Source organism: Yersinia enterocolitica (assembly GCA_002082245.2).
GTDB classification, from domain to species: Bacteria; Pseudomonadota; Gammaproteobacteria; order Enterobacterales; family Enterobacteriaceae; genus Yersinia; species Yersinia enterocolitica_E.
Genome location: NBTC02000002.1, coordinates 3,062,164 through 3,075,307, shown reverse-complemented (window position 1 = coordinate 3,075,307; position 13,144 = coordinate 3,062,164). Strand labels below are relative to the sequence as shown.

Here is a 13,144-nt window from a genome sequence, read left to right as displayed (position 1 = left end):
GAGCCAGCGCGATTCGCTCCTGCTCAAGCGCGCTTTTCGCGGGCGTCCATGCCCGCTCACTCTACCCTCATTCCTTGTCGGCAATATTCCTGATTGCGCTCAACGTCAAAACCATCATTTTTTGCTGTTGATTTCCTCTTTTGACTTTCAAAGCACATTTGAGCTGCCGAATGAAGAGTGAAGGTAGGACGCGAGGCAGGGAAGCCGAGCGAACCGTGCTTGAGCAGGAGCGAATCACGGCGGTCCGTGAGCCGAAACGATGAGTGAGGGAACCCACGCAGTGGGCAGGCGATACGTGCGAAGCGCGGGATTCCACAAGGGTGCGCGCCCGCACCCTTTGGCGGTTGAGGCAACGGAGACAAGTTAATCACTGAACTCATATCAACCGACCCGGATCACTGAACAACTAATAATGAACACCCGACCCCGATCACTCATCCACCAAACCTGATCTAATCCATTTTTGATTGGCGAAAAACAAAAGGGACACAAATGTGTCCCTCCCATAATCATTACAAAATCAACGCTAACTTAGAGCTTTGGCCCTGCGCTAACCAATGCAGCACCTGCTGGGGTATCAGTATACTTATCAAAGTTAGTGGTAAAACGCTTCGCCAGATCTTCGGCTTTCTCTTGCCACTGTGCCACATCAGCGTAAGTGTCACGAGGATCGAGGATCTCTGGGTTCACGCCCGGTAATGCCGTTGGCACCGCCAGATCAAAGATTGGCAGAGTGAAGGTTTCTGCTTTATCAATCTCACCGTTCAGAATGGCGTCAATGATGCCACGGGTATCCTTGATGGAAATACGTTTGCCAGTGCCATTCCAGCCAGTATTGACCAGATAGGCTTGTGCGCCCACCGCTTGCATACGTTTAACCAGCACTTCTGCATATTGTGTTGGATGCAGCGACAGGAAAGCTGCACCAAAACAGGCTGAGAAGGTCGGTGTTGGCTCAGTTACACCGCGCTCAGTACCAGCCAGTTTAGCGGTGAAGCCAGACAGGAAGTGATACTGGGTTTGATTTGCTGTCAGGCGTGATACTGGTGGCAATACACCAAAGGCATCAGCAGTCAGGAAGATAACCTTAGTGGCATGACCCGCTTTAGAAACCGGTTTAACGATATTTTCAATGTGATAGATCGGGTAAGAAACACGGGTGTTTTCCGTTTTGGAACCATCATTGAAATCAACGGTACCATCGGCCAGTACTACCACGTTCTCCAGCAAGGCATCACGCTTAATAGCATGATAAATATCCGGTTCTGCCTCTTCAGATAACTTGATGGTTTTGGCGTAGCAGCCACCTTCAAAGTTAAATACGCCGTCATCATCCCAACCATGTTCGTCATCACCAATCAACTTACGTTTCGGATCAGTCGACAGCGTGGTTTTACCGGTACCAGACAGACCGAAGAAGATAGCCACATCGCCTTTCTCGCCGACGTTGGCCGAGCAGTGCATGGAAGCAATGCCTTTCAGTGGCAGCAGGTAGTTCATCATCGAGAACATACCTTTCTTCATTTCGCCGCCATACCATGTGCCGCCAATGAGCTGCATACGTTCTGTCAGGTTAAAGGCAACAAAGTTCTCGGAATTCAGACCTTGCTCTTTCCAGTCTGGGTTGGTGCATTTAGCGCCATTCATGACGATAAAATCAGGCTCGAAATGGGCCAGTTCTTCGTCTGATGGGCGGATAAACATGTTTTTGACAAAATGAGCCTGCCACGCGACTTCAGTGACAAAGCGAACTTGCAGGCGAGTATCGGCGTTAGCACCGCAGAAAGTATCAACAACAAACAGACGCTTACCGGACAGTTGCTCGGTTACCAACCCTTTCAAGTGGCTCCAGGTTTCCTGACTCAGTGGCTTGTTATCATTTTTGCCTTTGCCCTGATCGGCCCACCACACGGTATCTTGAGTGATGGCATCGCGGACAATATATTTATCTTTTGGCGAGCGGCCGGTAAAAATCCCGGTATCTACCGCTATTGCTCCTGTGGTGGTGAGGATTCCGCGCTCGTATCCTTCAAGCGTGGGTTTGGTCTCTTCCTGGAACAGTAAATCATAGCTTGGGTTGTAAACAATCTCGCTGACGTTATGGATGCCATAGGCGGCGAGCTCCTGCGGGGTAATTCCTTTAACACTCATGTCATAACTCCTGGATCGTCAATTTTCTACCAGCGATTGTAAATCCTCATCTCTGATTAACAGCGATAGCTATCAAATATTTCAACATATGACCTATTTTTCGCTAGGTTATGAGAGATAGGACACGGATTGTCGCAAGTATGAAACGCCAGAAGAAATAGCTGGGCACGAGTCAGCACCCAACCAATCATTATGCTTATTAATGAATTTGTCCTGAGGAAGTGCTGTTACCACTCTTTAATGAGGCGATATCAACGGCATCAAACAGGTAGTGATTGCCGCAATACTCACAATGCATATCAATATTGCCATCTTGTTCCAGCATTTCGGTGATGTCATCTTCCGACAGTGTGACTAATGCATCAGCACAACGCTCGCGGGAACAGGTGCAGCAGAAACTGACGTTTTGCGGCTCATATAACGTCACTTCTTCCTGATGATATAAACGATACAGCACTTCATTCGCTGGCAGCGTAAATAGCTCCTCAGCTTTGATGGTAGTGGTAAGCTGTGCCAGGTGATCAAACTCATCTTCATTGCGCTCTTCGGCTGGTAACACTTGCAGCAACATCCCGCCCGCAGCGGCTTTACCTTCCACACTGCCGGTACGAATAAACAGGCGTGTTGGTAATTGTTCCGACTGCATAAAGTAATTTTCCAGACAGGCGGCGATAGTCTCCCCTTCCAGTGCGACCACACCCTGATAGCGCTCGCCCTTTGCCGGGGTGATAGTGATAACCAGATAGCCGTTGCCGACCATCTCTTTCAGTGTGCTTTCATCGCTGATTTCACCTTTAAAGCGGGCGACACCCCGCATCTGCTGCTGGTTATTACCGTTAATCACTGCCAGTGACAATGGGCCATCCCCTCCTTGTAACTGCACGGTAATATCACCATCAAACTTGAGCGTGGCGGTCAGTAAACTGGTTGCGACCAACATCTCACCCAACAGTTTTTGTACCGCTGGTGGGTAATCATGATTGGCTAATACTTGCTGGTAGGTTTCATTGACTGAAACCAGCTCACCGCGCACAGCATGGTTAGCAAACAGATAGCGGTGTAATTGGTCGTGATTAGACATAGTTTTCTCTCTTTCTGGCTGCAAGCAAAGCCGTCATCTTTCAAGTTGCAGGTGTGTGGGCTGCCGTCCTGCATGTTGAAATCTATAGGGTTTACTCAGACTCGCCTTGTTTAAATTTGATCAGGTTGCGACGCTCTTTTTTATCCGGCCGTCGGTCAGGATGTGGCATGGTCAGGGCATTCAGTTTACGCGCCTGTGCCACCTTATCGCGATTGGCAATACTGGCTTCAGTCTCTTCATACAATGCCTGTGCTTCGCTTGCACCACGGCGTTGACCGTGTAATGCCAATACCCGCACCGTGCGTTCATCATTGCCCTGACGCAGGCGGATTTCAGCATTCAGTTCAACCAACTTGCTCGGTTTACCGCGCTGGCCGTTGTAGTGGACTTTACCGCCATCCACCATTTCCCGGGCGATTGCTCTGGTTTTATAAAACCGGGCTGCCCAAAGCCATTTATCCAGCCGAACCGATTCGTCAGAAACTGCTTTATCCTTCATGAATACTCCTGCCTGTTATCTCCGTCATATTTCACGTCGCATGCGTGTTGGTCGCCTTGTTGCAACGCGAATTATTTAGGCTATAGGGCTAAACATCTTTTTAGTCACCACGTAACTGTAGCGCGGGTAATAGCTTACGGTAATCATTGATTGCAGGGTGGCTGTGAAATGCTTTGTCAGCACAACTGGAATCCGGGTTTTCTATACCCAGACAGTAGCGGATACCGAATGTGCGCGCGGCATCCAGAATCGTTTCACTGTCATCGACGAATAAGGTTCTGGCCGGATTCAGCCCGGTATGCTGCGCGACAGCTTGCCACAGTCGTTGATCTTCCTTCGGATAACCAAATGTATGGGTGGAAAGTAATAAATCAAGGTGCTGGTCAAGTGCAGTATGCTCAATTTTGACTGCCAGACTGTGTGGATGGGCGTTGGTGAGCAAAATGGTTTGTAACCCTTGCTGGCGTAAACTGGACAAAAACGGCTCAGTATCCTGGCGCAGACGAACCCGGTTACCCGCAGCCGTGGTCATGGCGTAAATATCTAAGTCCAACCGTTCACTCCAATAATCGAAGCAATACCAGTTTAAGGTATGTTGCACTGCCAAGTATTCATCATGAATAATTTTGTGGGCCTGCTCCAGCGGGATCCCTCGGTGTTGGCTAAGGGTTTCCGGCACCTGCTTTAGCCAGAAATGGCTATCGAACTCCAAATCCAACAGGGTGCCATCCATGTCCAACAGCACGGTATCAATCTCTTGCCAATTAAATTCTGGGGGCATAGCGGCTCCACAATCACATTATTTTTATGCAAACAAATAATACGGGTTACAACGAATACCAGCGCCATCAGGGTGATGTCCCGATAACAGCCACAGATAAAGTTAGCCTAGCATATCAAAGTTACAGAGCCAGCCAGAGATGAATGATATGGCCTGAAAGAAAGCTAACGCAGGAAAGGCGCGGGAGTGAGGGTTTGGTTAAAACAATTATCATAATAGCGTTGAATATTATCCATCCGGTTACGGTTTCGTAGTATCCGTTGAATTAATAAAGTGATATTCACGGCCAGACAGGCAATCAGTATTAGCAGCAATAGGCTGGTACCCAGATAGCGACCGAGTGTGACGATATCCGGCTCACTGTGTAGCGCGATATGCCGTGTGCCATTGGCATCAATGGTGATATTGGTAATGATGCCTTCTGCCTTAAACTGAGTATTAAGTAGCAGCCCGGAGAGCCGTTGTAATTCCCGCCACTGCTCCAGTGCGCTGTAATCAAACATGGGGACGGCAGGGGCAGGGTGATTAACTAACTGCTTACCTTCATCACTGGTTAGCAAGAAGCCACCCGGCGGCGGGCTATTTAATGCTTCAGTTGCCAAATGCGTTTCACGATAAACAAACGATGAGGTAGCGGTTTTAACCAGACTTTCCAGGGTATCGGCACTGACTGGGCGCAACAGCACATTCATCCCTTTCAATGTGCCAGATTGTGCTCGTTTAACCAGCCCCGGCCAATTCTTGGCATTACCTAAGTTAACCAAGGCATTTTTCAGGCGGACACAGTCGCTATCTCCACCGCATAATGCCTGTGTTTTTAAAACGATATCTGCAAAATCATTCAGTAAAATCATGCCAGATTTTTCAATGGCGGTTGCCAACTGTGGGTTGACGTTGGCACCAGTACCTTGCGGATGCAACTGCTGATTGACTGTTGCCACCAGTGCGGCGGCTTTTTCAATGGTGTCAGATTCAGGTTGTGGCAGTGGTGCTGCGTTATTCCAATAGATCCCAGAACAATCAAACGGCGTAAAAACAAAACTATGCGGATTTTGAGTATTCGGCGGGACATAACACATACCGGTACCCTGAGCTTTCAGCATATCGCCGATGCGCAGAGGCATTTTATCCAGAGCTTCAACACTAGTAACTTGCTGGCTTTGTGCGCCTTGCAACCAGGCAATACTCAATTTCAATGGCAAGCTGAGCGGCACATAGATTAGCAATAACACCATTATTAACAGTGAGCCGGCAATAAGCGTCAGGTTTTTCCCCCAGCGCTGTAACGGGAAATGTTTCATTTCGTCATGCAGGGATAAAAAAGGCCCCTGACGCACGACCTGACGGTTGAGATAGATATCAATGTTGGTTTTCTTGCCCAGGTCATGAGCAAAATAGGGCCCCCAATGGGCCGGATAAATCAGGTCGACAATCCCGAGCGAGATGTTATTCATCTGCCCTTGGTTCGATTCACCAAACAGCCCCCAGCGCTTTGGCGTACCGCTCAAGCAATGGACTTCACGCAAATCTTTTTCAGATAACGGGCGGAACATATTCCAGCATGCCCAACCGGTTAACGTTATCGCCACAATAATCAGCCAGGGCAGTGTAACCGCCGGACCGGTGAGTGCGAAAAACAGTAATAACAATGCCAGACAGATCGCAGCGGCTTCTTTTAAGCCATTAGCACCATGTAAGGCATATTCTTCGGGTGTTTCCTTGCGGATATTCAACAGCTCTATATGTTCGCTGTCCGCTTTGCGGATTGAGGCATTTTGCGCTGGAGAAGGCAAGATAGGCTGGTAGCTATTCTCAGCCTGGTGATTTTTAAGCGTATGCCCATTAAGGGAGATCACCAAAGGAATCGTCTGCGTTTGGATAAGTTCTACGTCATTATCCTGAGCGATATATTGTTCCCACGAAGCCGGTAGGTGAACTTCAATCGAATCAAGGTAATAACGCCATTTATTGGGTTCGTCACTCGCCACGCCGTAGCGGGTGATGGCGCGGGTAACCGAATAAACATTTTCGCTTTGTGGAGTTAGAGTCAGCTTTGCTGGCGCAAGATTGCTGTTCGTCAGTGTGCGGGTGTCAAAAGTTGACTGGGATTTGAATCCGAGCTTCTCTTGCTGACCGAGCAGATAATTCTCAATATTAACCCGTTCTTCCGCGGTGAGTTTACGGTGAATAGGTTTAGCGAACGGCAGTATTGCAGTTACGGGGGCGGGGTGGCGGAATCGGAACCACCATAACAAACCTACCGCGATCAGACTGGTCAACAGTAAGGCCAATATTAAGACTATTGTGCTCATCCCATCCCCATCCGAGCGCCTCTGACTTACGTCAACTCTATGAAAGAATGCATATTATGCGTAAAAACAGTACCAAGGCATATAACAGAGTCATTCAGTGAACTAGCATTTTACACGCTATTATTCATCAAAAAACCTAATGCAAGTGCTCTTAAACTGCCCGTAGATTGATAAGGATAGCAAGGCTAAAACAGCGGTAATATCAGCATAATCCTATTTTCAAACACATTTTTTAACGTGTGTTGAGTGAGGGTAGGATGAAATTTAACCGGTTGAATCTTGACTAAACTCGACGTCATGTTAAAAACAGGTAAATTATATCTAACTGAGATTGCGATAAAGGTTCTCACTAACGCACAATGTGATCAAGTTCTAATAAATTCCAGTATAAAGTGTTGGGTTAATCGTTATCGGCAAAAAGTGGCTTACTAAGTAACCATAAAATAGCTCTGGTTATCCTGATGCAAGTCCGATAGGCGGTGAGTATTTAAATTGGGGCTATCATGAAACACCTGCAAAAACCTAAAATTCTTAAAATAGAAACGGTTGCCCACTCCCGCTTGTTTACTGTTGAAGCGGTGGATCTGGAGTTCAGTAATGGCGTACAACGCGTTTATGAACGAATGCGGCCATCAAACCGTGAAGCGGTGATGATAGTGCCGATTATTGGCGATGATCTCCTGCTGATTCGTGAATATGCCGTGGGTATTGAAGAGTATGAGCTGGGCTTCCCCAAAGGGTTGATTGATCCGGGCGAAGGTGTGCTGGAGGCGGCGAATCGTGAACTGATGGAAGAGGTTGGCTTTGGTGCTAAAAGCTTTGATTATCTCAGTAAGCTGACGATGGCTCCGTCCTATTTCTCTAGCAAAATGAATATTGTTATTGCTCATAACCTCTATCCACAAAGTCTGGAGGGTGACGAGCCGGAACCCCTGCCACAAGTCCGCTGGCCGATCGCCAATATGATGGCACTGCTGGATGAGCCTGATTTTCGCGAGGCCCGTAATGTTAGTGCCCTTTTTCTGGCTCAGGCATTTCTTAATAAGTAATGGTCAGAGATAAAAAAGCCGGGACTCTGTTACGAGCTCCCGGCTTTTTTATTGGCGCTGCTCCGTCTTGATACTCAGGCCATCAGCGTTTACAGAACAACTCCATCAGAACAACTCGTGAGTCTGCCCGTTATCCATTAGAGTCGTCCCTGCTTCATGTACTGAATACTCGGTGGGTTGTGTCCCCTCGATAAAGTACTCTGAACGACTGCCTGGTCCGCCACTGGATAACTTACCCGTCTGCTTATCAATCACTACGCTGACAATACCCGGCGGTGGAGAAACCGGTTTTTCTGGCAAACCTTCAAGGGCCGCTTTCATAAAGTCATCCCATGCAGGTTGTGCACTCTTCGCCCCACCTTCAGCACCAGAGATCTGATCTGATATGGCCCCTGATGCAGAGCTGCGGCCTAAGTCGCGGCGATGGTCATCGAAGCCAATCCAGACGGAGGTCACGGTATCCGGGCCGTAGCCAGAGAACCAAGCATCTTTTGAGTTGTTAGTGGTACCGGTTTTACCGCCAATATCCTTGCGTTTCAGGTCACGCCCGGCACGCCAGCCGGTACCCATCCAACCCGGTTCCCCGAAGATATTTGAGTTCAACGCATCACGAATCAAAAAGGCCAACGGCGTGCTTATCACATGGGGTGCGTATTGCTGGTCACCGTTGAGCTTGGCCTGTTCGGGCGTCACTTTTTCTAACTCAGGCATTGGCACATTACTGGCGTTATTGTTCTGCGAGGTGGCGACGTTTTCGATGTTATCATCAGACAGAACAACTGAGCGCTGAGTGTCACCGTAAATAACCGGTAAGTTACACTCTTCACAGACAATCTTCGGTTTCTCTTCGAACAGCACATTGCCCACATCATCAGTTATCTTGGTGATGAAATAGGGATCGACCAGATAGCCGCCGTTTGCCAACACGGCATAACCACGGACTAACTGCAATGGCGTAAAGGAGGCGGAACCTAATGCCAGGGATTCTGAGTGCACAATATTTTGTGCTGGGAAACCAAAGCGTTGCAGGTATTCAGCCGCATAATCCACACCCATGGCACGCATTGCCCGCACCATCACCACGTTCTTCGATTGACCTAAACCTTGGCGTAAACGAATTGGGCCGTCGTAAGTCGGTGGTGAATTTTTTGGCCGCCAATCGGTGCCTGCACCCGCATCCCAGCGTGTAATTGGCAGGTCATTGAGGATGGTTGCCAGCGTCAGACCTTTGTCCATTGCCGCGGTATACAGGAAGGGTTTGATATTCGAACCGACCTGGCGTAGTGCCTGTGTCGCACGGTTAAATTTACTTTGGTTAAAGTCAAAACCGCCGACCAGCGCTTTAACCGCACCATTGTTTGGATCGATAGAAACCAAGGCTGAGTTGACGTCCGGCACCTGTGCCAGCCACCAATTATCTTCTACTTTTCTTACCCAAATCTGCTGGCCAGGCTGCACCACATCGGTCACTTGTTTTGGTGTTGGCCCTTGGGCGTTATCCGATTTAAACGGACGTGCCCAACGCATGCCGGACATTGGTAAGGTCACGTTGCTGCCATCTGCCAACAGTGCCGTTGCTTGCGTCGTATTAGCTTCGGTCACCACCGCAGGCAGCAGTGGGCCATAGACCGGCAAGGTTTTCAGTGAATCGATAATCTGCTCGCGGCCCCATGCGCTTTCGCCCACTTTCCACAACACATTGGACGGGCCTCGATAACCATGGCGCATATCATAAGCCAGCACATTGGCACGCAATGAGTCGACCGCCGCCAACTGGAGCTTTCTGGTTATGGTGGTATAGACCTGATAGCCGTCGGTATAGGCATTCTCACCGTAACGCTTAATCATCTCCTGCCGCACCATTTCTGACAGATAAGGCGCTGAGAAGGCGATTTGCGGAGCATGGTAGTTGGCAACCAGATCTTCACTGCGCGCCTGATCGTACTGCGCCTGGGTGATGTACTTTTCATCCAGCATACGCGAGAGCACTACGTTACGGCGTGCCACTGCTCTGTCATGTGAATAGAGCGGGTTGAAGGTGGATGGCGCTTTTGGCAAACCGGCGATCATCGCCATCTGGCTGAGGGTCAACTCATTGACTTCTTTGCCGAAATAGACCTGAGCTGCCGCACCGACACCATAGGCACGGTAGCCGAGATAAATCTTGTTCAGGTACAGTTCAAGGATTTCATCTTTGGTCAGTAATTGTTCGATACGAATGGCCAGAAAGGCTTCCTTGATTTTACGTATCAAAGTCCGTTCCGGGCTTAAGAAGAAGTTGCGAGCCAATTGCTGGGTAATGGTACTTGCCCCTTGTGAGGCACGCCCAGAAACCATAGCAATTGAGGCAGCACGTAGGATCCCAACCGGGTCCACACCGTGATGCTCATAGAATCGGCTATCTTCCGTAGCAATAAATGCATGCACCATTTCTGGTGGAATTTGTTTTAATGTCAACGGGATACGGCGTTTTTCACCGTATTGAGCGATCAATTCGCCTTCGGCGCTATACACCAACATAGGTGTTTGCAGCCGGACATCTTTCAGCGTGGCAACATCGGGTAGCTGTGGCTCAATATATTTGTACAGGCCAAATATCGAGGCTGCTCCCAGTAAAATGCAACACACTGTAAGGATCAAAAAATACTTTACGAACTTCACCTGAGATTTCCCATTCAATGTCAATTGGGCAGTTTATAAACAACCGCGCCGTAGTATAAAGGCAAGCCCGTAACATGGATACGTTCTTTTATTGTCTCTCGACATGGAGGTCGACAAAGATGTACTCACAATATTGGCAGGTTGGGCTAGATATTCAAATAGATGCTATACGTGCTTTGGCTGTTGTCAGACGCCGCTATGGCTGGCAACTGCGCTACTGGTGGCATCAAACCTTACCTTCTGGCGTTTTGCGGGAGGGTATTTTACAACAGCCAGATATGGTTAGCGACAAACTCAAATTATTGCGTAAACAATTACCAAAACATATTTCATTACGTATCGCATTGCCCGCACAGCGCATATTGCAACACACTATTCCGACACCGGACCGGCGTTTACGCGAACCGCAGCGTGATGGTTTTATCAAAGCCGCAGCAAGTAAGGTCTTTCCGCTCGGCAGTCAGGCTTTAGCCCTCGATTATCGTAGTGAAACCACAGCCAGTAGTGAGTTAATCATCACCGCCGCCCGTCAGTCAGAAGTTCAGCAATGGCAGGCGTGCTTGCATCAAGCGGGTTTACCTTCCGATATGATTGATATTACCCCCTGCGCTCTTCGTTATATGGCGATGGCGGCAGGATTATCGGGACCATATTGGTTGGTTCACCGTTTGGAGAGTGAGTGGCTGTGGGTGTCATCGGCTGACATGCCGTTTGACTTTGGTGTGGTAGCAGCCGACTCAGAGGATGTAGCACCAGGCCAGCCGCCTACTACATTCAATCCATTACCGACGTTGCTGAGACAACTTCAGGCGCGTTATCCCGAGCAGAGTGGAATACCGATAACGGTGTATTACAGTAATGTGGTGGATGATGCCCCGGTTGAAAATACCACCGGCTGGTCACCCTTTACGGCTTTTGCCCAGTATCAACCGCCACTGCCGCGATCTCCCGCTGCATTTATTCTGGCCGGAGGGCTGGCATTACGCCCGGCAGACGACTGATGTATCAAGTTAATTTTTCGTTATGGCGTGCAGAACGTCAATCATCCCGTTACCGTTTTTGGCGCAATCTAGGTTTATGCCAATGCCTATTTTTAGCCATCCTACTGGTTGTAATACAACTGCAATCACGGGTAGTAAATTTCAGCCAACAAATCCGTCTGGCAGCGCTATCCCAGCAGCAAATAGCCTTAGGCCAGCACCATCAAGAGGTGCAACAGGCAATGGCACAACTACGGCATCGGGAACAGCGCGCTCAGATTTATCGTCAGGCCCACCAACTTGCCCAGCGATATTCAATATTATTGCAGCAGCTATCGCAGCAAATTCCAGATAGCTGCTGGTTGGTCAGCCTGATACCACAAGGCGATAAGGTGGTTTTTGAGGTAATTAGCCAGAGTTATGCCGCAATTAATCTCTTTGTAGTGCGTTTAGGCCGCTCGCCTCTCTTCACAACAGTGCATTTACAAAAAATTGCTCAGCAGGATGACGGTAATTTTCGCTTTGCGGTTTGGGCCGACTGGCAGGACAGAGATAGTGATGAAAGAGGTAGTGATGAATAAGCGGCTGCAACATTGGATGGATAGGCCGGGTTGGCAAATCTTGATAGGGCAGTGGGTTTTTCTTGGGCTTTTAAGTGTAATGGCTTATGGCATGTTATTACGTCCTGCATGGCAACAGCAGAGGCTCACCGCAGATAAGATTATTCAACATCAGCAACAGGTTGATCATCATCAGGCGGCTTTGGCACCGTTACCCTCACTTTCTCTGGTTCGTCAGCAAATGATGGTATTGAAAGAAAGGGAGGCATCGTGGTTGTCACTTGATAGTTCAATGGCCCATCTGACCGATGAATTGATTGCCCCGTTTGGCGGGCAAGTCATTCGCTGGCAGCGACAATCCGGGCCAGTTGGCGAGGCCGCAGTGGATTCCATAAGGCACCAACAGTGGCACGCTACTCTGCGGGTCAATTTCTATGGATTACTCCATTTATTTCGTCAACTAGCCGAAATCCCCACCCCTGTTCAGACCCAGCTGGTTGAGATTAATAGTGATAATTCCGTACTGTTGGTGAAATTAAGCCTGAAAGAATATCTCGCAGGTGGCGTCAATGAGTAGCGGCAAAGGGAGCACGGTATGGGGCCTCTAAAGATAGTCTCTCTGATAATCGTATCACTGGCACCTGTGGCTTATGCCGACCCCTTATTGACCGCCACAGGGCGTAATCCTTTTCAGGACCTATCAGCACAGCCATGTGATGGTGAGCGGGAGAAACTCACTCATTGGCGATTACAAGGGGTTATCAGGGGAGGAGATTACTCTTCTGGTTGGATACTGCGGCCAGAGGGCCGCTGGCAGAAGCTAGTGGTCGGCTCACGGCTGTTGTCAACTTGGCAAGTTACCCATATTGGCTCACGGCAGGTGAGCCTACAGAATACTGGCTTAGTTGGCTTTTGCTCTGGATTGTCGGAGCCAGTGGTGCTGCTGATGCACTAACTAACGGGTTTTTTTAGATGATTATTATCATCACTAAAGAGCTTGGCTGGGCAGCATAAGCACTCTTACCGTTTCAAATATACAGGACATAAAAGGAATTAGTCTGATGAATGTT

The 13,144-nt window shown here is 48.9% G+C and carries 11 protein-coding genes and 1 pseudogene; 5 read left to right on the top strand and 7 right to left on the bottom strand.

Annotation, left to right across the window (positions count from 1 at the left end; translation table 11 throughout):
- Positions 1 to 149 precede the first annotated feature (149 nt).
- From A6J66_015670 to A6J66_015645, 6 genes and pseudogenes are all read right to left on the bottom strand, one after another.
- Positions 150 to 353: pseudogene (locus A6J66_015670) on the bottom strand (hypothetical protein).
- Positions 354 to 531: 178 nt separating this feature from the next.
- Entirely contained in the window at positions 532 to 2,151 is a 1,620-nt protein-coding gene (gene pckA / locus A6J66_015665; GenBank protein ID PNM25487.1) for a phosphoenolpyruvate carboxykinase (ATP), read from the bottom strand.
- A gap of 199 nt (positions 2,152 to 2,350) precedes the next feature.
- On the bottom strand, positions 2,351 to 3,232 hold the full coding sequence (locus A6J66_015660) for an Hsp33 family molecular chaperone HslO (protein PNM25486.1): 882 nt from the start codon (positions 3,230 to 3,232) through the stop codon (positions 2,351 to 2,353).
- Positions 3,233 to 3,323: 91 nt separating this feature from the next.
- The gene (locus A6J66_015655) at positions 3,324 to 3,731 is read right to left on the bottom strand and encodes a heat-shock protein (GenBank protein ID PNM25485.1); all 408 of its coding nucleotides are present in this window, start codon (positions 3,729 to 3,731) and stop codon (positions 3,324 to 3,326) included.
- Between the two features lie 100 nt (positions 3,732 to 3,831).
- Entirely contained in the window at positions 3,832 to 4,512 is a 681-nt protein-coding gene (locus A6J66_015650; GenBank protein PNM25484.1) for a GMP/IMP nucleotidase, read from the bottom strand.
- A gap of 164 nt (positions 4,513 to 4,676) precedes the next feature.
- Entirely contained in the window at positions 4,677 to 6,824 is a 2,148-nt protein-coding gene (locus tag A6J66_015645) for an intracellular growth attenuator family protein (GenBank protein ID PNM25483.1), read from the bottom strand.
- A 503-nt stretch (positions 6,825 to 7,327) separates the two neighbouring features.
- On the opposite strand from A6J66_015645, the gene A6J66_015640 reads away from it, so the two are divergent.
- The gene (locus tag A6J66_015640) at positions 7,328 to 7,873 is read left to right on the top strand and encodes an ADP compounds hydrolase NudE (protein ID PNM25482.1); all 546 of its coding nucleotides are present in this window, start codon (positions 7,328 to 7,330) and stop codon (positions 7,871 to 7,873) included.
- A 105-nt stretch (positions 7,874 to 7,978) separates the two neighbouring features.
- Here A6J66_015640 and A6J66_015635 read toward each other — a convergent pair whose 3' ends face one another.
- Positions 7,979 to 10,534 carry a carboxypeptidase/penicillin-binding protein 1A gene (locus A6J66_015635; protein PNM25481.1) on the bottom strand — a complete coding sequence of 852 codons (2,556 nt, stop codon included), beginning with the start codon at positions 10,532 to 10,534 and terminating at the stop codon, positions 7,979 to 7,981.
- Between the two features lie 119 nt (positions 10,535 to 10,653).
- Between A6J66_015635 and A6J66_015630 the strand changes: the two genes are divergently transcribed.
- The 4 genes from A6J66_015630 to A6J66_015615 all read left to right on the top strand — a co-directional run bounded on the left by A6J66_015630 (position 10,654) and on the right by A6J66_015615 (position 13,029).
- Positions 10,654 to 11,535, top strand: coding sequence for a pilus assembly protein HofM (locus tag A6J66_015630; protein PNM25480.1), 882 nt, complete (start codon positions 10,654 to 10,656; stop codon positions 11,533 to 11,535).
- A complete protein-coding gene (locus tag A6J66_015625) occupies positions 11,535 to 12,095 on the top strand; it encodes a pilus assembly protein PilN (GenBank protein ID PNM25479.1) in 561 nt (186 codons plus the stop codon). Before A6J66_015630 ends, A6J66_015625 begins: the two co-directional genes overlap by 1 nt.
- Positions 12,096 to 12,135: 40 nt before the next feature.
- A complete protein-coding gene (locus A6J66_015620) occupies positions 12,136 to 12,651 on the top strand; it encodes a pilus assembly protein PilO (GenBank protein ID PNM27037.1) in 516 nt (171 codons plus the stop codon).
- A 66-nt stretch (positions 12,652 to 12,717) separates the two neighbouring features.
- The gene (locus A6J66_015615) at positions 12,718 to 13,029 is read left to right on the top strand and encodes a DUF2531 domain-containing protein (protein ID PNM27036.1); all 312 of its coding nucleotides are present in this window, start codon (positions 12,718 to 12,720) and stop codon (positions 13,027 to 13,029) included.
- The last annotated feature ends 115 nt before the right edge of the window (positions 13,030 to 13,144 follow it).

What these genes read in the sequence shown, in the direction of transcription:
- A6J66_015625 (PNM25479.1), top strand. Translation starts at nt 11,535, where the DNA reads ATGTATCAAGTTAATTTTTCGTTATGGCGTGCAGAACGTCAATCATCC.
- A6J66_015650 (PNM25484.1), bottom strand. Translation starts at nt 4,512, where the DNA reads ATGCCCCCAGAATTTAATTGGCAAGAGATTGATACCGTGCTGTTGGAC.
- A6J66_015655 (PNM25485.1), bottom strand. Translation starts at nt 3,731, where the DNA reads ATGAAGGATAAAGCAGTTTCTGACGAATCGGTTCGGCTGGATAAATGG.
- A6J66_015645 (PNM25483.1), bottom strand. Translation starts at nt 6,824, where the DNA reads ATGAGCACAATAGTCTTAATATTGGCCTTACTGTTGACCAGTCTGATC.
- A6J66_015660 (PNM25486.1), bottom strand. Translation starts at nt 3,232, where the DNA reads ATGTCTAATCACGACCAATTACACCGCTATCTGTTTGCTAACCATGCT.
- A6J66_015640 (PNM25482.1), top strand. Translation starts at nt 7,328, where the DNA reads ATGAAACACCTGCAAAAACCTAAAATTCTTAAAATAGAAACGGTTGCC.
- pckA (PNM25487.1), bottom strand. Translation starts at nt 2,151, where the DNA reads ATGAGTGTTAAAGGAATTACCCCGCAGGAGCTCGCCGCCTATGGCATC.
- A6J66_015630 (PNM25480.1), top strand. Translation starts at nt 10,654, where the DNA reads ATGTACTCACAATATTGGCAGGTTGGGCTAGATATTCAAATAGATGCT.